Annotated in this window: 20 protein-coding genes; 8 read left to right on the top strand and 12 right to left on the bottom strand. The window is 59.8% G+C overall.

The window, feature by feature from the left end:
• Window positions 1-206 precede the first annotated feature (206 nt).
• Genes PSH97_RS02415 through PSH97_RS02405 form a run of 3 tightly spaced genes read left to right on the top strand, consistent with a single transcriptional unit; the run spans window position 207 to window position 2061 of the window.
• Window positions 207-614: a TIR domain-containing protein gene (locus PSH97_RS02415; RefSeq protein ID WP_305447959.1), complete on the top strand. Its 408-nt coding sequence runs from the start codon at window positions 207-209 to the stop codon at window positions 612-614.
• A 2-nt stretch (window positions 615-616) separates the two neighbouring features.
• Window positions 617-1576, top strand: a complete 960-nt coding sequence (locus PSH97_RS02410; RefSeq protein WP_305447958.1) for a caspase family protein — start codon at window positions 617-619, stop codon at window positions 1574-1576.
• The gene (locus PSH97_RS02405) at window positions 1576-2061 is read left to right on the top strand and encodes a toll/interleukin-1 receptor domain-containing protein (RefSeq protein WP_305447957.1); all 486 of its coding nucleotides are present in this window, start codon (window positions 1576-1578) and stop codon (window positions 2059-2061) included. Before PSH97_RS02410 ends, PSH97_RS02405 begins: the two co-directional genes overlap by 1 nt.
• A gap of 42 nt (window positions 2062-2103) precedes the next feature.
• On the opposite strand, the gene motB is transcribed toward PSH97_RS02405, so the two are convergent.
• Together motB and motA are read right to left on the bottom strand one after the other, a co-directional pair.
• Window positions 2104-3132, bottom strand: a complete 1029-nt coding sequence (motB, locus tag PSH97_RS02400; protein WP_305447956.1) for a flagellar motor protein MotB — start codon at window positions 3130-3132, stop codon at window positions 2104-2106.
• Window positions 3133-3135: 3 nt separating this feature from the next.
• Window positions 3136-3987, bottom strand: coding sequence for a flagellar motor stator protein MotA (motA, locus tag PSH97_RS02395; RefSeq protein WP_008009851.1), 852 nt, complete (start codon window positions 3985-3987; stop codon window positions 3136-3138).
• 166 nt (window positions 3988-4153) lie between these two features.
• On the opposite strand from motA, the gene PSH97_RS02390 reads away from it, so the two are divergent.
• The 4 genes from PSH97_RS02390 (at window position 4154) to PSH97_RS02375 (ending at window position 9418) form a co-directional block, all read left to right on the top strand.
• Window positions 4154-5686, top strand: a complete 1533-nt coding sequence (locus PSH97_RS02390; RefSeq protein ID WP_305447955.1) for an HDOD domain-containing protein — start codon at window positions 4154-4156, stop codon at window positions 5684-5686.
• Between the two features lie 96 nt (window positions 5687-5782).
• On the top strand, window positions 5783-6598 hold the full coding sequence (rhdA, locus tag PSH97_RS02385) for a thiosulfate sulfurtransferase (RefSeq protein ID WP_305447954.1): 816 nt from the start codon (window positions 5783-5785) through the stop codon (window positions 6596-6598).
• Between the two features lie 18 nt (window positions 6599-6616).
• Entirely contained in the window at window positions 6617-7477 is an 861-nt protein-coding gene (asd, locus tag PSH97_RS02380) for an archaetidylserine decarboxylase (protein ID WP_217855547.1), read from the top strand.
• A gap of 150 nt (window positions 7478-7627) precedes the next feature.
• Window positions 7628-9418 (top strand): molecular chaperone, encoded by a 1791-nt coding sequence (locus PSH97_RS02375; protein ID WP_305447953.1) that lies wholly within the window; start codon window positions 7628-7630, stop codon window positions 9416-9418.
• 117 nt (window positions 9419-9535) lie between these two features.
• Here the strand turns inward: PSH97_RS02375 and serB are convergent, their stop codons facing one another.
• Window positions 9536-10750, bottom strand: a complete 1215-nt coding sequence (serB, locus tag PSH97_RS02370) for a phosphoserine phosphatase SerB (RefSeq protein ID WP_052965968.1) — start codon at window positions 10748-10750, stop codon at window positions 9536-9538.
• Between the two features lie 134 nt (window positions 10751-10884).
• Between serB and PSH97_RS02365 the strand changes: the two genes are divergently transcribed.
• The gene (locus PSH97_RS02365; RefSeq protein WP_305447952.1) at window positions 10885-12420 is read left to right on the top strand and encodes an AhpA/YtjB family protein; all 1536 of its coding nucleotides are present in this window, start codon (window positions 10885-10887) and stop codon (window positions 12418-12420) included.
• A gap of 249 nt (window positions 12421-12669) precedes the next feature.
• Here the strand turns inward: PSH97_RS02365 and PSH97_RS02360 are convergent, their stop codons facing one another.
• The 9 genes from PSH97_RS02360 to PSH97_RS02320 form a co-directional block, all read right to left on the bottom strand.
• Complete coding sequence (locus tag PSH97_RS02360; protein ID WP_305447951.1) at window positions 12670-13383, bottom strand: PqiC family protein; 714 nt, start codon at window positions 13381-13383, stop codon at window positions 12670-12672.
• Between the two features lie 176 nt (window positions 13384-13559).
• Complete coding sequence (parC, locus tag PSH97_RS02355) at window positions 13560-15827, bottom strand: DNA topoisomerase IV subunit A (protein WP_008074670.1); 2268 nt, start codon at window positions 15825-15827, stop codon at window positions 13560-13562.
• 7 nt (window positions 15828-15834) lie between these two features.
• Complete coding sequence (locus tag PSH97_RS02350; RefSeq protein WP_305447950.1) at window positions 15835-16359, bottom strand: retropepsin-like aspartic protease family protein; 525 nt, start codon at window positions 16357-16359, stop codon at window positions 15835-15837.
• Window positions 16356-17345 carry an esterase-like activity of phytase family protein gene (locus PSH97_RS02345; protein WP_305447949.1) on the bottom strand — a complete coding sequence of 330 codons (990 nt, stop codon included), beginning with the start codon at window positions 17343-17345 and terminating at the stop codon, window positions 16356-16358. The genes PSH97_RS02350 and PSH97_RS02345 overlap by 4 nt, the downstream gene beginning before the upstream one ends.
• A complete protein-coding gene (parE, locus tag PSH97_RS02340; RefSeq protein WP_305447948.1) occupies window positions 17345-19249 on the bottom strand; it encodes a DNA topoisomerase IV subunit B in 1905 nt (634 codons plus the stop codon). Before parE ends, PSH97_RS02345 begins: the two co-directional genes overlap by 1 nt.
• A 52-nt stretch (window positions 19250-19301) precedes the next feature.
• Window positions 19302-19910 (bottom strand): YqiA/YcfP family alpha/beta fold hydrolase, encoded by a 609-nt coding sequence (locus PSH97_RS02335; protein ID WP_305447947.1) that lies wholly within the window; start codon window positions 19908-19910, stop codon window positions 19302-19304.
• A gap of 202 nt (window positions 19911-20112) precedes the next feature.
• Window positions 20113-20928, bottom strand: a complete 816-nt coding sequence (gene cpdA, locus PSH97_RS02330; protein WP_305447946.1) for a 3',5'-cyclic-AMP phosphodiesterase — start codon at window positions 20926-20928, stop codon at window positions 20113-20115.
• A 98-nt stretch (window positions 20929-21026) separates the two neighbouring features.
• The gene (locus PSH97_RS02325) at window positions 21027-21479 is read right to left on the bottom strand and encodes a DUF1249 domain-containing protein (RefSeq protein ID WP_007902592.1); all 453 of its coding nucleotides are present in this window, start codon (window positions 21477-21479) and stop codon (window positions 21027-21029) included.
• Entirely contained in the window at window positions 21470-22087 is a 618-nt protein-coding gene (locus tag PSH97_RS02320; RefSeq protein ID WP_305447945.1) for an NUDIX domain-containing protein, read from the bottom strand. The genes PSH97_RS02325 and PSH97_RS02320 overlap by 10 nt, the downstream gene beginning before the upstream one ends.
• Between the last annotated feature and the right edge of the window lie 172 nt (window positions 22088-22259).

The following is a 22259-nucleotide window of genomic DNA, read 5'->3' as shown; positions in this document are numbered from 1 at the left end:
TGCCAGCCGTCCCGACATTGATGGGGCGGCTGGCCGCTTGTATCAGCCTACAAAACAACCCACCGTTTTAAACATCAGACATTTCTGTAGGGCATTCGCACGCCTGCTTGAAGGGCATTTCTCTTTAACCGTGAAGGCCTTGTTTCAGCCATTCAACTGCATACATTCAAGCCCTCTTCGCACATTGGCGATACCGAGGGACATTCATGCAAACCTTTCATTTGTTCATCAGCCATTCGTGGAATTACTCCGATGCTCACGACAAATTGGTGAAACTGCTCACTGCGCACCCGGATTTCTCATTCAAGAATTTTTCGGTACCACCCCACAACCCGATTATCGGTGCGCAAACCGATAAGGAACTCATCGAAGCCATCGAAAACAAAATACGCCCTTGTTCGGCGGTGCTGATCATGGCGGGCATGTATTCCACGTACAGCAAATGGATCAACAAGGAAATCGAGATCGCCAAGCGCATGGGCAAGGTGATCATCGCGATCAAACCCTTCGGCGCCGAACGGATCTCCAACGTTGTGCGCGAAGCCGCACACGCCGAATGCGCGTGGAACACCAACAGCATTGTCAGTGCGATTCGCCTGCATACGGCGGTGTGATCATGCGCAAGGGACTGTTTATCGGCATCAATGATTACACCCACGTTTCACGCTTGAGTGGTTGCAGCAATGACGCCATGGCCATGGCGTCCGTGTTGAAAACCGACGCCAACGGCGATCCGAACTTCAAGAACATCGTGCTGACCTCTGCCGAGGATTACCTGAGCCGGGCAAAACTCGAAGACCAGATCCGCGAATTGTTTTCCGGCGACTGCAATGTCGCGCTGTTGTACTTCGCCGGGCATGGCGGCTTTGACGCCGGTACCGACGAAGGCATGTTGATCCCGCAGGACTACAAAAACGCCAAGGACGGAATTCGTATCAGCGACATCCTCAACTGGGCGACCAAAGCCACCAAGATCAAAAACAAAGTGATCATTCTCGATTGTTGCCAGAGCGGCTCGGCTGGCGAGGTACGTGCCTTGCGCAGCGAAAGCAGCGTGGTTGGCGAGGGCATGACGATTCTGACCGCCTGCAAAAAGGAAGAGCCGGCCATGGAGGGTGCGCAACACGGCGTGTTCACCGGGTTATTGCTCCAGGCCCTGCACGGTGGCGCGGCGAACATCCTCGGCAAGATCACCCCCGGCAGCCTCTATTCGTTTGTCGACAACGCCCTCGACGCCTGGGAGCAGCGGCCGGTGTTCAAGACCAACGTGTCGCAGTTCATTTCCCTGCGCGAAGTGTCGCCACTGATCCCCAAGGAAATCCTGCGCAAACTGCCCGACTGGTTCGGCGAAGCAGAATCCGTGTTCCCCCTCGACCCCAGCTACGAGCCCACGGAAGCGACGTTCGACCCGGAGCACGGCGAAGTCTTCTCCCAACTGCAAAAGTGCAACCGCCACAGCCTGATCGAACCGGTAGACGCCGAACACATGTACTACGCCGCCCTCCATTCCACCGGTTGCCGCCTCACCGCCCTCGGCGCCTATTACCGCGAACTCGCGATCAAGGGACATTTCTGATGCCTGTGTTTATCAGCTACCGCCATAGCGATCGGCCTCTAGCCATCGCCATCAACACCCGCCTGAAGCAGGCAAACATCAAAACTTATCTGGATGTGCTGGATCCGGAGTCCCAGACAACCGACGACATCACTGGAGTGATCACCCGCAACATCACAGAATGCACGCACTTGCTGGCAGTCGTTTCTGAGAGGACCGCACATTCATGGTGGGTGCCGTTCGAAATCGGTGAAGCGACCATCAGCAACCGACGGATTTGTTCATTCAAGACCGGCCCGGCGGAACTGCCACTGTACCTCGATAAATGGCCAAAGCTCAGCACCGACAAGGATATGGAGTTTTTCATTGATGCCTATCGTGAAGAAGTGGCGACCAAGCGCTCCATGACGCTGGGTTCGATCAATGAATCTCTTTATGGCACCTACAAGCGCAATGCCGAACTGTTCCACGACCAGCTCAAGCACCGCATCCGACGCGGTTTCTGACAGGCGCAAAAAAGCCGCGATCATTCGCGGCTTCTTCGTCTCTCACTGCTTGGGCGGTTCTGCCGGTTTCGGCGCAGGATCATCAAACAGATTCAACCGCTCACGAAGCTCATGAGCCGGCAGCGGTTCCTTATCCGCCGGCAATGCGTTCGGATCGGCTGGCGGCACAGGCACTTCGCCCGGCCCGCCCTGCCCTTGCGTCGGCGCTGGCGCCGGTTCAGCCCCTTGCGAACCTTCGATGGCACGCTGGGCTTTCTTGGTCAGCACGACAATGTCGATGCGCCGATTGACCGGGTTGAACGGGTTCTCCCGGTCGAACAACGCCGACGAGGCGTAGCCCACGACTCGCGCTACTTGAGCGTCCGGATAGCTGCCAGCGATCAATGCACGGCGAGCTGCGTTGGCGCGGTTGGCCGAGAGTTCCCAGTTGCCGAAATCGCCGGTGCCCGAGTATGGCTTGGCATCGGTGTGGCCGCTGATGCTGATCTTGTTCGGCACCGCCTTGATGGTGTCGGCCATGGCCAGCAGAATGTCTTCGAAATACGGCTTCAGACGCGCACTGCCGGAGTCGAACATCGGGCGGTTTTCGGCGTCCACGATCTGGATACGCAAACCGTCCTGGGTGATCTCGAAGAGGATCTGGTCCTTGAATTTCTGTAGCTGCGGGTTTTCTTCGACCTTGTTCTGCAACTCTTGCAGCAGCAATTCCAGACGCTCCTTCTCGACCTGCTCGGCCATGCCTTCGACCTGTTCGGAGTCGATGGTCACCTTGTCCGGCTGAGGCTGGGATTTCACCTCGGGGTTGAGGGTGTTCTCCGGCGCCAGGGTCGGCGAGCCGCCCAGATCGATGATGTACGGCGTGCCGCTTTCGGAAAATCCGACCGGGTCCTTGAAGTAACCGGCGATGGCGATCTTCTGTTCCGGTGTTGCCGTGGACAATAGCCACAACACCAGGAAGAACGCCATCATCGCCGTCGCGAAGTCCGCGAAGGCGATTTTCCAGGAGCCGCCGTGATGCCCGCCCGCGTACTTTTTGACGCGCTTGATGATTATCGGCTGGTTATTTTCCATGACTTAGCGACCGCGAACCGCTTGTTCCAACTCAGCGAAGCTAGGACGGTGCGCCGGGTACAGAACCTTGCGACCGAATTCCACTGCCAGCGATGGCGGCATGCCGGAAGCCGAAGCCACCAGCGAGGCCTTGATGGCTTCGTAGACGTTCAGTTCTTCCTTGGCGTCGTGGCCCAGGGCGTGTGCCAGCGGGCCAAAGAAACCGTAGGCCGCGAGAATACCGAAGAAGGTACCTACCAGAGCCGCACCCACGTGCAAGCCGATCATTTTCTGGTCGCTTTCACCCAGGGATGCCATGGTCACCACGATACCCAATACCGCCGCGACGATACCGAAGCCCGGCATGGCATCGGCGATGCCGTTGACGGCGTGGGAGGGGTGATCCAGGTCTTCCTTGAGACTGGTCAGTTCCATGTCGAACAAGCCTTCAAGCTCATGGGGCGCCATGTTGCCGGAGGACATGATGCGCAGGTAATCGCAGATGTACGCGGTCATGCGGTCATCTTTCAGGACTGCCGGGTATTTGGCGAAGATCGGGCTCGCAGCGGCATCTTCAATGTCGCCTTCGATGGCCATCATGCCTTCGCGACGGCTCTTGTTGAGGATCTCGTAAATCAGCCCCAGCACTTCCAGGTAGAAGGTGTGGTTGAAACGCGAACTGAACATGCCCAAGGACTTCTTGAGCACGTGCATCGTCATATGACCGGGGTTGGCCTGCAGGAATGCACCAAGGGCCGCGCCACCGATAATCATCACCTCGAAAGGCTGGATGAGGGCGGCAATCTTGCCGTGGGAAAGCACGTATCCGCCGAGCACGCTCGCGAATACGACGATGATGCCGATAATTTTAGCCATAGGTAGGAGAGCACTTACTGAGTCGGGTTCAAGGTCATATTCGGAAGTTAAAAAATCTCTTCTTCTACTTATCGGCAAAACTGCGCCAGACTATAGCCAGTTCAGGCGAAAAGCTAATTTGACCCCCTCCGGGCATAGGTAAAGCAGACGATGATCGCGTCCAGACATGGCTAACGAAACGAACGTCCCAATGCCAAAACCGACCACGCTCGAAGGCTGGGTCAAGCTTCTCGATGGTGTGCGCCTACCGGTTCCGCAAGCCAGTCACGACCGGGTCTGCAAAGCCATCCGCGATAACCGCAGCTCGCTGCGCGACATTGCCGAATTGATGCAGGACAGCCCGGCCCTGGCCTTGAGCGTGATTCGCGAAGCCAATCGCCACACCCAGGGCAGCATGGCCACGCCGGCTGAAAACCTTGAGGTGGCGATCAATCGCCTCGGTTTGAAACGCACCGAAGAATTACTCGAGCGCTTGCCCGCCGAACCCCAATCGCAGATCCCCGTCGCCCTGCGCCAGCTTCAACTGATCAGCCAGCACGCCACTCAACAGGCCAACGGTTTTTTTGCCAGCCGCCTGGCGCGGTTGTGGCAGGACATCCACTGGGGCAGCCTGCTGTTTCTTTCGCCACTGTGGCCCATGGCGTTGACCCATCCGCAGTTGCTTGAAGAATGGGAACTGCGGGTCATCCATAAAGGTGAGTCGGCGCGCAAAGTCGAAAAGCAATTGTTCGGCGTGCGTCTGCTGGAAATCTGTCTGGCACTGGTGGATGTCTGGCATTTGCCGATCTGGGTCCAGCAGGGTTATCGACTGCTGCGGAGCGAACAACGCGAACTGGTGAAAGTCCTGCGCATCGCTCGCGACAGCGATCACCCGCTGCGCCAACAGAACCGCCTCGATGACGACCCCACGTTGCGACGCTGGCTCAATCAGCCCGCCAATACCGTGCTGCTGGCCAATGGTCTGGCGTTGTCAGCACAACAGGCCTGGGACAGTCCCCACTGTGAACGCTGGCAATACCTCACCAGCCTTTACCTGCAAATGCCGATGGATGAGGTGCAGCAACAATTGCACCAGCAAGCCGCCAACAGCGCCCGCCAACATGCCATGCCGGACCTCTGGCACCCGGCCGAATCGCTGATCTGGCCGTGGGGCATGAACCGCGTTCACGCCGGTTTGCTACCGGCCCCGGCGCCCACCGCCGAAGAACTGGCGAAGTGGCGCAAGCAATGTGCCGAATTGCTGGTGGAGCCGAGCCGTTTTACCAATGCCATGCACTTGACCACATCGGCTCGAGACGCCTTGGTGGCGTGTGGCATGCGGCGGGTGATGATCCTGATGGCCGACCGCACGCATGCCAATCTGCGCGTGCACCAGACTGCCGGGTTGCCCAAAGAAGTGGCCGGCCTGAACCTGGTGGTCAGCCAAAGCATCGTGCTGCAACGCCTGCTCGCGCAACAGGCCCAGGTGCGCCTGACGCCGGCCAACAACGCACAATTCTCGGCCCTGTTGCCGGCCAGCCTGCGTCAACAGTTCAGCGGTGAGCACTTGCTGCTGCGTTCCCTGGTCAACAACGGTCGGGTGATCATGATCGTGGTGGCGGATCAGGGCGGCGGGCCGTTCTCGGAAATCACCGTGCAAGCGTTCGGCAAAACCGCGCAGTGCATCGAAAAAGCCCTGCACAGCTTTAGCCACCGCTAGGGCCTGTTTCCAGTTACTTCCTGTGCCGAAATAACTGATAACAGGCCCTCATGACGCTGCGCTACAATCCTCCCCTTTGTGCTCTGGAGACCTCACATGTCTGACTTCTCTGGCTTGGCGCTGGTGATCGAGCCGAGCGACCTGCTCCCGCGTCTCGACTCCCGCGAACTGATTCTGGTGGACCTGACCAGCAGCGCCCGCTATGCCGCAGGGCATATCCCCGGGGCACGCTTTGTCGATCCAAAACGCACTCAACTGGGTCAGGCGCCTGCGCCAGGCCTGCTGCCAACCCAAGGCGCGCTTGAAGCATTGTTCGGCGAACTGGGACACAACCCCGATGCGGTCTACGTCGTCTATGACGACGAAGGCGGTGGTTGGGCCGGGCGCTTTATCTGGCTGCTGGATGTCATCGGCCACACCAAATACCACTACCTCGACGGCGGCCTGCCGGCCTGGCTGGCAGAAGGCTCGCCCATGTCGATCCAGATCCCGGCCCCAGTCGGTGGCCCGGTTGCGTTGACCCTGCACGATGAACCCACCGCCACCCGCGAGTACCTGCAAAGCCGCCTCGGAGCCGCTGACCTGGCGATCTGGGATGCACGCGGACCGCTGGAGTACTCCGGCGAGAAAGTGCTGGCGGCCAAGGGCGGGCACATTCCCGGCGCGGTCAATTTCGAATGGACCGCCGGCATGGATCAGGCGCGCAACCTGCGCATCCGCACCGATATGCCGAAAATCCTGGAACAACTTGGCATTACCAAAGACAAAGAAGTCATTACTCACTGCCAGACTCACCATCGTTCTGGCTTCACGTATCTAGTAGCCAAGTCGCTCGGTTATCCACGAGTCAAAGGCTACGCCGGCTCTTGGGGCGAATGGGGCAACCACCCCGACACGCCCGTAGAAATCTAAGGTTTTTAAGGACAGTTAATGAATAAGCGTTTGTTTATCCTCAGCCAATACCTGCTGCCCCACCACTTGCTCTCGCGACTGGCGGGCTGCATTGCCGAATGCCGTGTGCGCTGGTTCAAGAACGCCTTGACCGCCTGGTTCGCCAAGCGTTATCAAGTGGACATGTCCCAGGCGCTGGTCGAAGACCTGACGGCTTACGAGCACTTCAATGCATTCTTCACTCGTGCCTTGAAAGACGGCGCTCGCCCGCTGGACCAAACCCCAGGCGCGATCCTCAGCCCGGCCGACGGTGCCGTCAGCCAGCTCGGCCCGATCGAACACGGTCGCGTTTTCCAGGCCAAGGGCCACAGCTTCAGCGTGCTGGAACTGCTGGGTGGTGACGCAGCCAACGCAGCGCCATTCATGGGCGGTGATTTCGCCACCATTTACCTGTCGCCCAAGGATTACCACCGCGTGCACATGCCGCTGGCCGGCACCCTGCGTGAGATGGTCTACATCCCCGGCCGCATCTTCTCGGTCAACCAGACCACCGCTGAAAATGTACCGGAACTGTTCGCGCGCAACGAGCGTGTAGCGTGCATTTTCGACACCGAACGTGGCCCGATGGCCGTGGTTCTGGTGGGCGCGATGATTGTGGCGTCGATCGAAACGGTCTGGGCCGGGCTGATCACGCCGCCAAAACGCGAGCTGAAAACTTTCCGTTACGACGAAGCGGCCCGTGCGCCGATCCATCTGGAAAAAGGCGCGGAACTGGGTCGCTTCAAACTCGGCTCCACGGCTGTCGTGCTGTTCGGGCCGGATCAAGTGAAATGGGCTGAAGGGCTGGGCGCCCTTTCGCCAGTGCAAATGGGCCAGGGCATCGGCTTGCCAACCGCCTGATCCCGGACACGCCGCCCCGAATTTCTTCCGGGCGGCGCAGCTCCTGCCAGGGCAAGCGTGACGTAAATATCGCGACATCCCCTCCAGCGTCCATAGCTGCTACAGTCAAGTCATTCACTGCCCATTTCCCGGTCGGAGTTTGTCTACGGCATGAATGAGACCAATCCTGTCCTGCTGCTACGCGCACCGATCCCGACGCAGTCGCGTCTGTCTTTCTGCGAAGCCACGCCTCGCGACCTCAAGCGCTGGATCGCCAACCTGCCCAAAGCCAACATCGGCGAAACCGCTCGCCAGTTGTATCAAGGCTTGAGCGAACTCAACCAATTGCTCACACCCAGCGACAATCGCCTGCAATTACTCGAACTGCTGCGGCCCGAGGTGTATTACGTCTGCAAGCATCTGGAGCGGCATTTCCTCCATCAGGCGATTGTGCTCGACGAGCGCTCGCGCAAGATCGCCAACCTTTGCCAGGCGCTGCAGAGCCACTTGGCGATCGGCTACAAGCAAATCGTCATCCGCACCGCACCGCGCTTCAGCAAGGACTGTGCGCCGCTGCTGACCCAGGCTTTGCAACGGGCAATCCATTGCCTGAACGGCGCGCTGATCCGCGCCACTGAGCTCTATTGCCCGGTGCCCGAAGGTCTGTGGCTGGAACTGCATCAGCTGTATCGGATCGGCTGTCAGTTCCAACTGCAACAGTTGAGCGTGCGCGATGAACTGGCCAGCCAGACACAAAGCCTGAGCATCGAGCAAACCTACGTGGTCGCCCTCCTGCTGGGTGCCTCACGCTGCAATCAACTGCGCCAGAACCAGATCGCCCGGCTCGCCGAGGTGCTCGAACCCTGGAGCCAGTGGATCAAGCTGCAACCGGCCAAACCGGACAACGGGCTGTTTGCCATCGCCCCGGATCTCGACACCGGGCCGCGTTACCGCTCCAAATTCCTCGCCGAACAACAGGAAAGCTTACTGGGGATCGACCCGCAACCTCTGGTCGCGGCCATCGAAACCCATCTGCAACAGTCGGCCGACAAGGTATCGCCGCTGCCTGTTCCGGCGGGGCTGAATCTGGATACGTTGCAACACCTGCATGCCGCCTGGGGTCAGGCCGCCGAGCGCAGTTTCCAGCGCACCGTCGGCCACGGCACGTTGACCCTGTGCGTGGGCATGAGCGCATTGCACTTTTATCTCGGCGGGCAACGCTCGTTCAACGACATCCTGAAAAAACCCGGCGCCCGCCCCGCACAGTTCTCGGCCACCGACCCGACAGGTCGCGCCAAAGATCAATGGAAACATGCCTTCGACGCCGCCCCCCATGGCACGGCAGACACGCTGCTGCCCTACGAAGAGATCGAATACCCGCACCTTCAGAACGATGACAGCCACGAGGCATCCGACCGACAGCAGCATTTCCCGACCTATGTGCTGCCGGTGATCAATCACAGCCCTGGCGGTTATTGCCTGGCCTGGCCCGGCGCGGTGCCCGCCGAGCTACAGGCTGGCGAAATGGTCGGTATCGAAGATATTGCCGGTCAAGGCTGGAGCATTGCAGTGGTGCGCTGGATCCGCCAGGTGCGGGGCGGCGGCACGCAGATGGGTATCGAGCAAGTCGCGCCGTGCGCCGAACCCTGCGGCCTGCAACTGATGCGCTCCCACGACGAGCACAGCCAGTACTTGCGCGGGCTGTTGTTGCCCGCCATCAGCGCCATCGACCTGCCGGCCACCTTGCTCACTCCGCGCCTGCCGTTCCAGGAAGGCAATAAGGTGTTGATCAATACCAACGGCGAGGAACGCCGGGCCGGGCTGGAGCGTCGGGTGGCGAGCACCAACAGTTTCAATCAGTTTGCCTATCGTTCGCTTGAGACGCCCAGAAACGAAAACGCCGCGGGGAGCGGCGTGGTCGGGATAGCGGAAGAATTTGATTCGTTGTGGAAGTCACTGTGAAAGTGAATCCACGAAACCGCGGCGCGCCCAATCGCGGGCAAGCCCGCTCCCACAGGGTCTGCGCTGTCCTTGTGGGAGCGGGCTTGCCCGCGAAGAGGCCCTGTCAATCAATACAAATCAGAGCTGCCCGTCGCGATCCCGGAAGCCCAGCAAATACAACACGCCATCCAGCCCAAGGGTGGAAATCGCCTGCTTCGCCGATTGCTTGACCAGCGGCTTGGCACGGAACGCCACACCCAGACCGGCAATCGCCAGCATAGGCAAATCGTTGGCACCGTCACCGACGGCAATCGTCTGCTCCAGACGCAAACCTTCCTTATGCGCCAGCTCACGCAGCAGATCCGCCTTGCGCTGTGCATCGACAATCGGCTCGACCGCCACACCCGTGACCTTCCCGTCGACTACAGCCAGTTCGTTGGCGAACACGTAGTCGATGCCCAGCTTGGCCTGCAATTGCTTGGCGAAGTAAGTGAAACCGCCTGACAGAATCGCCGTCTTGTAGCCCAGACGCTTGAGTTCGGCGAACAAGGTTTCGGCGCCTTCAGTCAAGCGCAGGGAGGCGCCGATGGAGTCCAGCACGCTGACGTCCAGACCTTGCAACAAGGCCAGGCGCTCCTTGAAGCTGGCGCGGAAATCCAGCTCACCGGCCATCGCCCGCTCGGTAATCGCAGACACCTGGTCGCCCACACCGGCGGCCTTGGCCAGTTCGTCGATGACTTCGGCTTCGATCAGTGTCGAGTCCATGTCGAACACCGCCAGACGGCGGTTACGGCGGAACAGCGAATCTTCCTGGAAGGCGATGTCGACGTTCAATTCTTGAGCAACGCTGAGGAATTCGGCTCGCAGCGCTTGCGGATCCGCCGCCTCGCCGCGCACGGAAAACTCGATGCAGCCCTTGCCCTTGTCGGCCGGGGTGTCGAGCGGCATGCGCCCGGACAGGCGATCGATATGATCGATGTTCAGCCCATATTTGGCGGTGATCGAACTCACGCGCTGCAATTGCTCGGCGGTCACTTTGCGGGTCAGCAGGGTGACAATGTGGCGTTTCTTGCCCTGGTTGCCGACCCATAGCTGGTAATCCTCTTCGGACACCGGCGTGAAACGTACCTGCTGCTCAAGCTCATAGCCTTTGAACAGGATGTCTTTGAGCACCGAATTACCTTGTTCGGTATCGGGAATTTCAACCAGGATGCCGAACGACAGGGTGTCGTGGATCACCGCCTGACCGATGTCGAGAATGTTCACACCACCCTGGGCCAGAACGCCGGTAATGGCCGCAGTCAGACCCGGTCGGTCGACTCCCGTGATGTTTATCAGGACGATTTCGCGCAAGGCGCACCCCCGCAGGTGGAAAAAAACCGCATTCTACCCATATTCAGTGACCATCGGGCACCGCGAGCGCTTTGACGGTCTAGGGCCTGTCGCTATACTGCGCGTCAACTTCACGGACAAAGAGCCGAGCTCAAGTGAACCGGCCCACGCCAGTAAAAACCGATAACTTCTTTCTGCTGATCTTCCGGGCACTGCGTCATCGCCGTGTACCGATCGCATTGCGCATTGCCAGCCATAACGTGATCCTGGTCGCTCTGGCCCTGGTGATCTATGCCTGCGTGATGGGTTTGCAGTTCAAGCAGGCCATGCACGAGCAGGCGGATGCCCTGGGCGAAAGCCTGACCACCCAGACCGCGACCTCGGCCACGGAACTGTTGGTGTCCAATGACATCCTCAGCCTGAACGTGCTGCTCAACAACCTGACCAAGAACAAACTGGTGGCCCACGCCGCCATCTACAGCGTGGATAACCGCATCCTCGCCGAAGCCGGTCAGCGTCCCAAGCATAGCCTGCTGGGCGAAGCCGAAGGCATGTACCAGAGCAAGATCACCTTCCAGGACGTGACCGCCGGGCAACTGCGCATCAGCCTGGACATGGACCAGTTCCAGCAGCCGATGACCATCAGCTTGCAAAGCATGGGCATTCTGAGTGCGATTCTGCTGGCGTTGTCTCTTGCGTTGAGCCTGCGCCTGGGGCGCAATATCTCCACGCCGCTGATGCAACTGCGGGTGTGGCTGCGCAATATCGACGAATACACCCCGGCCACCGAGCGCCAGGATGAAGTCGGCGACCTCGCTCGTCAGCTGCACGCCAATTTTGCGCCAGAACCGGCCGAGCCAGAACCTGCGCCGGAGCCTGAATACAACGACAGCGATTACGAAGACGCCGACGATAACGAGCCGACCTTCGAAGTGCGCAACCTGCGCGATCCAGGTTTCGACGAAACCAAGCCTGTCGCCGGCCTCAAGCCTGCGCCGCGGCGCACTGTCAGTACCGTCGAAGATGATGAGGACGACGAAGATCCGTTTGCCGATCTGCGTGACGACTCGACAGCCAGCGCACCGAAACCAGTCGTAAAGCCGCAGGTATCGAATCTGCCGCAGCACAGCGCAGTATTGGCCGTGCAACTGGGCGCGCAAGATCAGTTGCGTCGCCTGCCCCGCGCACGCCTGGAAGAGCTGCTCAAACGCTATCGCGATTGCCTCGATCAGGCCGCGTCGCTTTACCAGAGCGAACTGCACACCCTGAACGATGGCAGCACGCTGATGCTGTTCCACACCGAAGACAGCGGCGATGACTATCTGACCAACGCCATCTGCTGCGGTGAGTTGCTGCGCGCCCTGGGCCATCAGTTGCAGATCGAAGTCGCCGACAGCGGCATCACCCTGCAATTGCAGCTAGGCCTGACGCTGGGTGACGAACTGTTCGGCTTGAGCCAGATTGATCTGCTGCTGACTGAAACCGCGCAGGACGCCCTGGCCCTGTCGCAACACAGCCGCAACCTGCTGCTGGTGGAGCGCAAGATCAGTGATGACGCGCTGATTCGCCAGCGTGCGCGGATCCGGCCGATCGCAAGCCCGGAGGGTGCGTGCTGTGTAGAGCGCTTGATGGAGCCTTATCCATCGATGCTGGAACGGCAACTGGCGCGGATGCATGAGCGCCGGGCATAAGCCTTAGCCCTGCTGTAAAGAAGCCCGCAGATGAGTGATCGTCTGCGGGCTGATCGTTCCCATGCTCCGCGTGGGAATGCCTCCAGGGACGCTCCGCGTTCCAGCCCCACCTCATTACCCAGAACCTGGCACCGATGTGACGCAGAGCGTCACGGGCTGCATTCCCACGCAGAGCGTGGGAACGATCAGTAGGCGCCACAAACAACAAAGCCCGCACAAGGCGGGCTTTGTTCTGGACTCAATCCAGGCTCAGAACCTGAACACTTCCATGTCCGTACGAATCGGTGAAGCCATCGGGATCTTCTGTTGCTTCTCCGGCTCTGCTGCCGGTGCCACAGGCTTGGCGGCTGGTTTGCGCGGCGCTTCGGCGATCGGTGGCTGGTTGGCCAGCGGCTTGAGCGCTGTCGACAGTTGCTCGGCCAGACGCTGCAGCAACACACCCTGAGCCTGAACCTGAGCCGCCGTGCCGCCGGTGTGCTGCTCTTGCAGATGAATGATGCGGTTATCACGCACCTGACCACGACGATCGATCAGACGCCATTGCGCATCAAGAATCGCCGGCTGCGACTTCCCCGAGTCCAGACGCGTGATCGTCAGCAGAACCTGAACATCCGGCGTGAAGCCTAATGTCGCCGGTGCCAGGACAACGCGCTGGCTGTCCAGATGGCCGGCGACCTGACGCAGCAACAGCTGATCGATGTCCGACGACAGGCTACCCGCCCAACGACCATCAACCGAAGCTTGCAGGCTGCCATCGGGCTGACGCTGCAACAAAGTTTCGCGTTGCAGGTAGTCAGCAACCGTTACCGGGCCCAGCAATACCGCCATGCCCGCGCTTTGCGCAGGCTGAGCCGGACTTCCGCTGTCCAGCTGATACAGCGACACCGGTTGGTGAACGCTGCAACCCGCCAGGCCAAGTACGCCGGCGAGCATCAAAATAAAAGGAAGGCGCAGAGCAGTCATCGTCCCATCCAGGTGGCTGCCACAAGGCTAACCACAGTGAAAATACTCAAAAAATATGAAGAACGCTCGGCTACGCCGGCGCTTGAAAGGCCATATCATCCGTGAATATGCGTTCCGACTCCAGCGGCAAAGCGTCGATCTACGCTTTAAATCGTAGATCGAGCGCTCTAGGACGCTTAATTGAGGTTTTCGACGAACAGCGCATCCACCCTCTGAAAGCCACGTGGCAGTTTGTTACCACGACGCCCGCGCTCACCTTTGTAGTGTTCGAGGTCGTCCGCCTTCAGTGACAAGGTACGTTTTCCGGCCTGTAGCACCAAGGTGGCACCCTCCGGCAAAACGGCAATGTCCGTGACATATTCTTCGCGACTGGCAACACGTTCACCGGAAATCCCGATGATCTTATTCCCTTTACCTTTACCTAATTGTGGCAGATCGCTGATTTTGAAGATCAGCAGGCGACCTTCGGTGGTCACCGAGGCCAGCCAGTTGTGCTCACGATCGGCCACCGGGCGCGGCAGAATCACTTTGGCGTTGTTCGGCAAACTCAACAGGGCCTTGCCCGCCTTGTTCTTGGCTTGCAGGTCTTCACCCTTGACCACAAAACCGTAACCGGCGTCGGAGGCGATCACGTACAGCGAGTCGTCTTCAGGCATCAACACGCATTCGAAACTCGCCCCTGGCGGCGGCGTCAGGCGGCCGGTCAGTGGTTCGCCCTGGCCACGGGCCGATGGCAGCGTGTGTGCAGCCACCGAATAGCTGCGACCAGTGGAGTCGATAAACACCGCAAACTGGTTGGAGCGACCCGGCGCCAACGCCTTGAAACCATCCCCTGCCTTGTAGGAAAGCCCGGTAGCGTCGATCTCGTGGCCCTTGGCGGAACGAACCCAGCCTTTTTCCGACAGCACGACCGTTACTTTCTCGTTCGGCAGCAGATCGTGTTCGGTCAGAGCCTTGGCCTCGGCGCGCTCGACGATTGGCGAGCGACGGTCGTCGCCGTAGGTTTCGGCGTCCTTGATCAGCTCGGTGCGTACCAGTTTTTTCAGCTTGGCTTCGCTGCCCAGCAGGGCTTGCAGCTTGGCCTGCTCCTTGAGCAGTTCATCCTGCTCGGCACGCAGCTTCATTTCTTCCAATCGCGCCAACTGACGCAAACGGGTGTCGAGAATGTAGTCGGCCTGGATTTCGCTCAGGGCAAAACGCTCGATCAGTGCGGCTTTCGGGTGCTCCTCGGTGCGGATGATGTGAATCACTTCATCCAGATTGAGGTAAGCGATCAACAAACCGTCCAACAGGTGCAAGCGACGCTCGACCTTGTCCAGGCGGAATTGCAGACGACGACGCACGGTCTGAACCCGGAACTCCAGCCACTCGACCAGCAATGCCCGCAGGTTTTTCAGCTGCGGCTTGCCGTCCAGACCGATGATGTTGATGTTGACCCGGTAGCTCGACTCCAGCTCTGTGCTGGCGAACAGGTGTTGCATCAGCGCATCGTGGTCAAAGTTTTTGCGTGCACCTGGAATAATTACGATCCGGCACGGGTTCTCGTGGTCGGATTCGTCGCGCAGGTCAGCGATCTGCGGGGCTTTGGACGGTTTGGCCTGCATCATCGCGGCGATCTGTTCCAGCACCTTGGCACCGGACACCTGATGCGGCAGAGCGGTGACGATGATGTCGCCGTCTTCAATGTGGTACACGGCGCGCATGCGCACCGAGCCCTTGCCGGTTTCGTAGATTTTCAGCAAATCGGCGCGCGGTGTGATGATTTCCGCTTCGGTCGGGTAATCCGGGCCCTGGATGTGCTCGCAGAGCTGCTCGACCGTAGCTTTCGGCTCGTCCAACAAGCGCACGCAAGCGGTCGCGACTTCGCGCAGGTTATGCGGCGGTACGTCGGTGGCCATGCCCACGGCGATACCGGTGGTGCCGTTGAGCAGGATGTTCGGCAAACGGGCCGGCAACACCAAAGGCTCTTCCAGCGTGCCGTCGAAGTTCGGGCCCCAGTCCGCGGTGCCCTGCCCCAGCTCGCTGAGCAAAACTTCGGAATAACGCGACAGCCGCGCTTCGGTGTACCGCATGGCGGCGAAGGACTTCGGATCGTCCGGCGCACCCCAGTTACCCTGGCCGTCGACCAGCGTGTAGCGGTAGCTGAATGGTTGGGCCATCAGGACCATGGCTTCGTAGCACGCCGAGTCGCCGTGCGGGTGGAACTTACCGAGCACGTCACCGACGGTACGCGCCGATTTCTTGTGCTTGGAGTCGGCGTCCAGCCCCAACTCGCTCATCGCATAGATGATGCGCCGCTGTACCGGTTTCAGGCCGTCGCCGATATGCGGCAAGGCACGGTCCATGATCACGTACATGGAGTAGTTGAGGTAGGCATTTTCGGTGAAGTCAGCCAGTGACCGGCGTTCTACACCGTCCAGGCTGAGATCAAGGGAGTCGCTCATGCGGGCCTCATCGGTTCGTTGTCTGGCGCAGCAGCATGGTGCCACCGCGCTGGGTAAATTCAAGTTTGTTCAGCGCGCTCATACCGAGCAGCACCTGATTGCCGTGCAAACCGGGAGCCACCAGCGCGCGAACGTCACGCAGCACGATGTCGCCCAATTGCAGCCGGTCGAGGCGAGTTCGATAGCCCTCGCTCAAGCCATTGGCCGTGCTCAGGGTCACCCCGAAGCCTTTTTCCAGTTTCAGCCGTTCGGCCACTTCGGCCGGGATCGCCACATCGGTTGCGCCGGTGTCGAGCATGAAATCCACCGGTTGGCCGTTGATCTGGCCAGTGGCGATAAAATGCCCCTGGCTGTTGCTGATCAGCTTCACTTCGATAAAACCTTCGCCCTGCTCGGAGCTGACGACGGTGTTGGGATTGTGCTGACGCGCCTCCCACGACGCGAAAAACCGCGTTGCCAGAAACAGTGCGGCACACCAGGCCAACACCATCAACACCCGACCGGCGCGTTTGCCTGGCGGTTGCTGACTCATGACTTGGCACTCCAGCCACCTTCAGGCGAGGCAAAGCGCCAGACAATCGGGCGTTTCTCGCCATCGACGCGCGCCCCATTATTGTTGTCGATACCGATCCAGGCACCGTCGGCGTCCACGATCAACGCTTCCGCCAGCCCAAAGGGCTGTGGATAACGACGGTTTTCCTGCAGGGCCTCGGCGGCAAACGACCAGCAGCGCTCGACCTTGGCCGTCATCGCATCGCGACGGCAAACCTGAAAGGCATTGCGCTCAAGGGTAAACAATTTGCCGTCAAACAATGACAGATCGGCAAAATCCCGGGAGCGCGCTCTGGCCTTGGGAAATTGTGCTGGCTGCATCTCCACCCCCGCCTCACTCAGCAGCACACAACTACCCTTGCAGTCCCAGACCGTTTGCTGGCGCTTGATCAGCAGTAAACCGCGACGTTCACGCTCGGCGGCCAGCCACAGCGTGTCACCGGCCGGATTGATCGCCAAACCTTCGAACAACGAATTGAAGTGCAGCAACATACCGCTGGCCCGTGCTTCGCGTACCAGCATCGGCGAGATTTTCAGCCAGGACGCCGGCCCGATTGGCGGAACTTGCAGCACAGCGGCGTGCGCTTCGCTGACGATGTAACGATTGCCAGCGCTGTCGCAGGTGATGCCTTCGAAATCCAGGTCTCCGCCTCGCACGAACGATGCTGCCCAGGTCCGCGAACGCAAGCCCCAGGGCAAACCGCTGTCGGACACAAGAGGTACTTCGATGCGCACGGTTTCGGCGTGCCAGGTGTTGTAGCGGGTGTCGAGGCGATAGATTTGATTATCGTCGCGATCCGAAACGGTCCACAGATCCTTGCCGCACTGGGCCAGCCCCGACAGATTGCCGCCGCGCATGCCGTCGACGGCATGCTCGGATAACAGGCGCAGCTCGGGGACGGGCTGCGCCGACACCGTTACCGAGGTCAGCAGCAACACACACGCCAGGGCCCAGCCAAATCGCATCAGCCCAGAACCTCGGCCAGGTTGCCCTTGGACTCCAGCCAGGACTTGCGATCGCCGGCGCGTTTTTTCGCCAGCAGCATGTCCATCATTTCCGAGGTCGCGTCGAAATCTTCCAGCGTCAACTGGACCAGACGCCGAGTGTTCGGGTCCATGGTGGTTTCGCGCAGCTGCGGCGGGTTCATTTCACCCAGACCTTTGAATCGCGTGACCTGTGGTTTGCCGCGTTTCTTCTCGGCCACCAGACGATCGAGAATGCCATCGCGCTCGGCCTCGTCCAGGGCATAGTAAATTTCTTTACCCAGATCGATACGGTACAGCGGCGGCATGGCGACGTAGACGTGACCGGCATCCACCAGCGGACGGAAATGCTGGACGAACAAAGCGCAGAGCAACGTGGCGATGTGCAGACCGTCGGAGTCGGCGTCGGCGAGGATGCAGATCTTGCCGTAACGCAGCTGGGCGATGTCCGCCGAGCCCGGATCCACACCGATGGCCACGGCGATGTTGTGCACTTCCTGGCTGGCCAGCACTTCGCTGCCGTCGACTTCCCAGGTGTTCAGAATCTTGCCACGCAATGGCAGGATCGCCTGAAATTCTTTGTCCCGCGCCTGTTTGGCCGAACCGCCGGCGGAATCACCTTCCACCAGGAACAGCTCGGAACGCATCGGGTCCTGCCCGGCGCAGTCGGCGAGTTTGCCCGGCAACGCCGGACCTTGGGTAATGCGCTTACGCTCAACCTTCTTGCTGGCCTTCAGACGACGGCCGGCGTTGTTGATCGCCAGTTCCGCCAGCAGCATGCCGGTCTCAGGGTGAGCGTTGAGCCACAAGCTGAAAGCGTCCTTGACCACACCGGAAACGAAAGCAGCCGCTTCACGGGATGACAGGCGTTCCTTGGTCTGACCGGAGAATTGCGGTTCCTGCATCTTCATCGACAGGACGAACGCGATGCGTTCCCAGACGTCTTCCGGCGCCAGCTTCACACCGCGCGGCAACAGGCTGCGGAACTCACAGAACTCGCGCATCGCATCGAGCAAACCCTGACGCAGACCGTTGACGTGCGTACCGCCCTGGGCCGTCGGGATCAAGTTGACGTAGCTTTCCTGGACGCTGTCGCCGCCCTCGGGCAACCACAGCAGCGCCCAATCGACCGCTTCTTTATTGCCAGCCAGGCTGCCGCAGAATGGCTCGTTCGGCAGGCGTTCGAATTCGCTGACCGCGTCCACCAAGTAGGAGCGCAGACCGTCTTCGTAATGCCATTCGACTTTCTCGCCGGTGGCCTTGTCTTCAAAACTGACCAGCAGCCCCGGGCACAGAACGGCCTTGGCCTTGAGCACATGCTTGAGGCGGCTGATGGAGAATTTCGGCGAATCGAAATACTTCGGGTCCGGCGCGAAAAACACGCTGGTGCCGGTGTTGCGCTTGCCGACGGTACCGATCACTTCCAGGTCGGTCTTCTTGTAACCGTCAGCGAAAGTCATCTGGTATTCGTTGCCGTCACGCTTTACACGCACCCGGACTTCGGTCGACAAGGCGTTGACCACAGAAATACCCACCCCGTGCAAACCGCCGGAGAACTGGTAGTTCTTGTTGGAAAACTTGCCGCCAGCATGAAGCTTGGTGAGGATCAGCTCGACACCCGACACACCCTCTTCCGGGTGAATGTCCACTGGCATGCCACGGCCGTCATCGCTGACTTCCAGGGAGTGATCGGCGTGCAGGATGACCTGCACCGACGTTGCATGGCCGGCCAAGGCTTCGTCGACGCTGTTGTCGATGACTTCCTGGGCGAGGTGGTTCGGCCGACTGGTGTCGGTGTACATGCCGGGGCGTTTGCGCACCGGGTCGAGGCCCGAGAGGACTTCGATGGCGTCTGCGTTATAAGAGCTAGCGCTGGGAGTGGCCATGGGGTCTCGTCGTCCGCCTGTAAAAAGTGTTCTGTGAAAAAGAGGCGACAGATCACAGTGCAGTGAAATCAATCGCCTGATACAAATCTGCGCCGATGCCGGCAAAACTCAGCATTGCCGGCAATTGCTCGGCAAAACCCTGGAAACTATGGTCGCCGCCCGCCTGAATGCGCAAGGCGCAGGCCCGGTAATACTGCTGGGCGAGGCGATAATCCAGCGTTTCATCGCCGGTCTGCAACCACACTTGAAACCGCTGCGGATCCTGGGGCGCCGGCACTTCCAGCTCGGCCAGGGCCGTCACATGGTCGTGGGTCAATTCCCAAGTCTCATCGGTATACAGATTTTTCTGCGTCCCCAGGAACCCGTCGAACATCCGGTGCGGGCTGACGGCAGGATTGATCAACAGGGCTTTCAAGCCATGGCGCTCGGCCAAGTGAGTCGCATAGTAGCCGCCGAGTGAGCTGCCGACCAGCAGTGGCCGCCCCAGCTCGGCAATCGCCTCCTCCAGCTGACCGATGGCCTCGCGAGGATGGTGATGCAAGGCCGGCACACGCAACTGATCGCTCAAGCCCAGCCGTTCCATCACATTAATCAACTGACAGGCCTTTTTCGACGCAGGCGCGCTGTTGAAACCGTGGATATAAAGGATCGAACCGGACATTTGAGCTCCCTGTGCGTCGGGTAAAGAGGCGCAGTTTACAGGGTGTCGGGGGAATCGGGGATAGGCGTGGAAATCAGGTTGCCTTGGCGGACGCCATCGCGAGCAGGCTCGCTCCCACAAGGATTTGAGGCGCTCACAAAACCCTGTGGGAGCGGGCTTGCCCGCGATGGCTGCGCCTCGATCTTTGGAAATGACAAATAAATCAGTAACCGTTGGAGCCGTAATCGATCTGAAAATCGAAACCGGTGACGCGCTCAACGCCCGTTTCCAGCCGACCATCTGGCAACAACCGCAACCACCGATACCCCGGCGCCTGCTCGCTCACTTTGAAATCATCACTGCCCGGCTCGAATTGAATACAGGTCGAGGGCGATGCGATCAGGCGTACACCGTTGCGCTCCTGGTCAATTTCCTGATGCACATGCCCCCACAACACCGCACGCACCTGAGGAAAGCGATCCAGCACCGCGAACAACGCTTCTGGATTGCGCAATCCAATAGGCTCCATCCACGCACACCCGATCGACACCGGATGATGATGGAAACACACCAGATGATGCCGCTGCGGCGCCTCGCTCAACGAGCGCACGAGCAACTGCAACTGCTCATCCTGCAAATACCCCGGCACCGAACCCGGCACCGCCGAATCGAGCAACGTCACCCGCCAGTTGCCGATGTCCACCACCGGCTCCAGCAATGCACTGTGCACCGCCGCCTCGGCCATGATCCGCGGCTCGTCATGATTACCGGGAATCCAGCGTGCCGGCGCATCGATCTGCCGGGTCAGGTCGCGAAACAGCTGATACGACTCCAGCGTTCCGTCCTGGGAAAGATCACCACTGGCAATGATCAGATCGATCTGCGGCTGCTGAAGCTTTACCAGCTCAATGACCTTTTGCAGGCTGTCGCGGGTATTCATACCCAGCAATGTCCCGTCCGTTTCGGCAAACAGATGGCTGTCAGAGAGTTGCACCAGCAACGCCGGATCGGCGGTGGTCAATGTGGATACGCTCGGCAAGGCGTTCTCCCAGGGCGTGATCACGGGATGGGTAAGTGCCGCAATTATGCTGGGGGACGATCAAAAGAGGAAACCTGTGAACCGGACGCAGTTCACAACTACCGAACGACTGCGTACTCGTGCCCACATGCCAGACAGTGACTCAGCCATTCCCCCAGGAACAGATTGAGCTGAGCCTTTTCATCCGGCTGATGCATCGCGGCGTTCGGGTAAGGATAGATGCCCCGGAAGCGTCGTGCATGCTCAGCGCTGACCACTTCGGCCATGCATGCGTCGTGATACACCTGAACTTCCAGTTGCGGCACCGGCAGCCACGGCAGGCTGTGCTCCTGGCGCACTTGCAGGGTTGTGGTGTACGGACAGACCTGCAGCACTTCGAGGGCCAGTACGCCAAGCATCTGGTCGCCGTGGGTCACGGCAATGCGCCGAGCCTGCGGCTCGCTACGCATATCCGGCAACAGTCGCATCAGGCGCGCGTAGTTGGCCTCGCAGGAGGCTTGTAGCCCCACGAGATCGATCCGGTAGCGATCGCGCAGCTTGTTTACGACCATAACCCCCTCACTTCAACGCGGTTCAAAGCCAGCCATTGCAAGGCGATGATGCTTGGCGCGTTGGCAATACGTCCGTCGCGTACGGCTTGCAGGGCATCTTCGAACGCCCAGACCGTGACGCGAATATCTTCTGCCTCTTCCTCCAGCCCATGCAGGCCGCCAACCCCGGTTGTCTCGCAACGCCCCAGGTACAAGTGCACGAATTCATTACTGCCGCCCGGCGATGGAAAATATTTGGTCATCGGCCAGAGCGCCCCGAATACAAGCCCAGCTTCCTCCTGCGCTTCGCGGTGAGCAACTTCTTCCGGTACTTCATCCTTGTCGATCAGACCGGCGACCAGTTCGATCAGCCACGGGTTGTCGGTCTTGCCCATGGCGCCAACGCGAAACTGCTCGATCAGCACCACTTCATCGCGCTGCGGATCGTAAGGCAGCACGCACACCGCATCATGGCGCACGAACAGTTCACGATTGATCTCGCGACTCATGCCACCGGCGAACAATTCGTGACGCAAGTGCACGCGGTCGAGCTTGTAGAAGCCCTCGTAGCACTTTTCGCGCCGAACAATATCAACGGCGGTCGGAATGGCGTTGGCAAAATCAGTCATGACAATCCTCTTTACTGCAAATCCGTTATGAGGTTCCTTTTTTTTACTTGCAACTCGTTACTTGCAACCTCGACTTCGCGCCATCCTAACGCGCCCGCGATGTTTGATGCAGCCCCTTTCCAGTCAGCGGGATAGACGGTGAGGGCGAAACCAACTCTAATTAGCTTAGTGG

It is taken from the genome of Pseudomonas cucumis (assembly GCF_030687935.1).
Lineage (GTDB): Bacteria > Pseudomonadota > Gammaproteobacteria > Pseudomonadales > Pseudomonadaceae > Aquipseudomonas > Aquipseudomonas cucumis.
This window is presented reverse-complemented; position numbering and strand designations above follow the sequence as displayed.

What these genes read in the sequence shown, in the direction of transcription:
- PSH97_RS02415 (WP_305447959.1), top strand. Translation starts at nt 207, where the DNA reads ATGCAAACCTTTCATTTGTTCATCAGCCATTCGTGGAATTACTCCGAT.
- PSH97_RS02410 (WP_305447958.1), top strand. Translation starts at nt 617, where the DNA reads ATGCGCAAGGGACTGTTTATCGGCATCAATGATTACACCCACGTTTCA.
- PSH97_RS02405 (WP_305447957.1), top strand. Translation starts at nt 1,576, where the DNA reads ATGCCTGTGTTTATCAGCTACCGCCATAGCGATCGGCCTCTAGCCATC.
- motB (WP_305447956.1), bottom strand. Translation starts at nt 3,132, where the DNA reads ATGGAAAATAACCAGCCGATAATCATCAAGCGCGTCAAAAAGTACGCG.
- motA (WP_008009851.1), bottom strand. Translation starts at nt 3,987, where the DNA reads ATGGCTAAAATTATCGGCATCATCGTCGTATTCGCGAGCGTGCTCGGC.
- PSH97_RS02390 (WP_305447955.1), top strand. Translation starts at nt 4,154, where the DNA reads ATGGCTAACGAAACGAACGTCCCAATGCCAAAACCGACCACGCTCGAA.
- rhdA (WP_305447954.1), top strand. Translation starts at nt 5,783, where the DNA reads ATGTCTGACTTCTCTGGCTTGGCGCTGGTGATCGAGCCGAGCGACCTG.
- asd (WP_217855547.1), top strand. Translation starts at nt 6,617, where the DNA reads ATGAATAAGCGTTTGTTTATCCTCAGCCAATACCTGCTGCCCCACCAC.
- PSH97_RS02375 (WP_305447953.1), top strand. Translation starts at nt 7,628, where the DNA reads ATGAATGAGACCAATCCTGTCCTGCTGCTACGCGCACCGATCCCGACG.
- PSH97_RS02360 (WP_305447951.1), bottom strand. Translation starts at nt 13,383, where the DNA reads ATGACTGCTCTGCGCCTTCCTTTTATTTTGATGCTCGCCGGCGTACTT.
- parC (WP_008074670.1), bottom strand. Translation starts at nt 15,827, where the DNA reads ATGAGCGACTCCCTTGATCTCAGCCTGGACGGTGTAGAACGCCGGTCA.
- PSH97_RS02350 (WP_305447950.1), bottom strand. Translation starts at nt 16,359, where the DNA reads ATGAGTCAGCAACCGCCAGGCAAACGCGCCGGTCGGGTGTTGATGGTG.
- PSH97_RS02345 (WP_305447949.1), bottom strand. Translation starts at nt 17,345, where the DNA reads ATGCGATTTGGCTGGGCCCTGGCGTGTGTGTTGCTGCTGACCTCGGTA.
- parE (WP_305447948.1), bottom strand. Translation starts at nt 19,249, where the DNA reads ATGGCCACTCCCAGCGCTAGCTCTTATAACGCAGACGCCATCGAAGTC.
- PSH97_RS02335 (WP_305447947.1), bottom strand. Translation starts at nt 19,910, where the DNA reads ATGTCCGGTTCGATCCTTTATATCCACGGTTTCAACAGCGCGCCTGCG.
- PSH97_RS02325 (WP_007902592.1), bottom strand. Translation starts at nt 21,479, where the DNA reads ATGGTCGTAAACAAGCTGCGCGATCGCTACCGGATCGATCTCGTGGGG.
- PSH97_RS02320 (WP_305447945.1), bottom strand. Translation starts at nt 22,087, where the DNA reads ATGACTGATTTTGCCAACGCCATTCCGACCGCCGTTGATATTGTTCGG.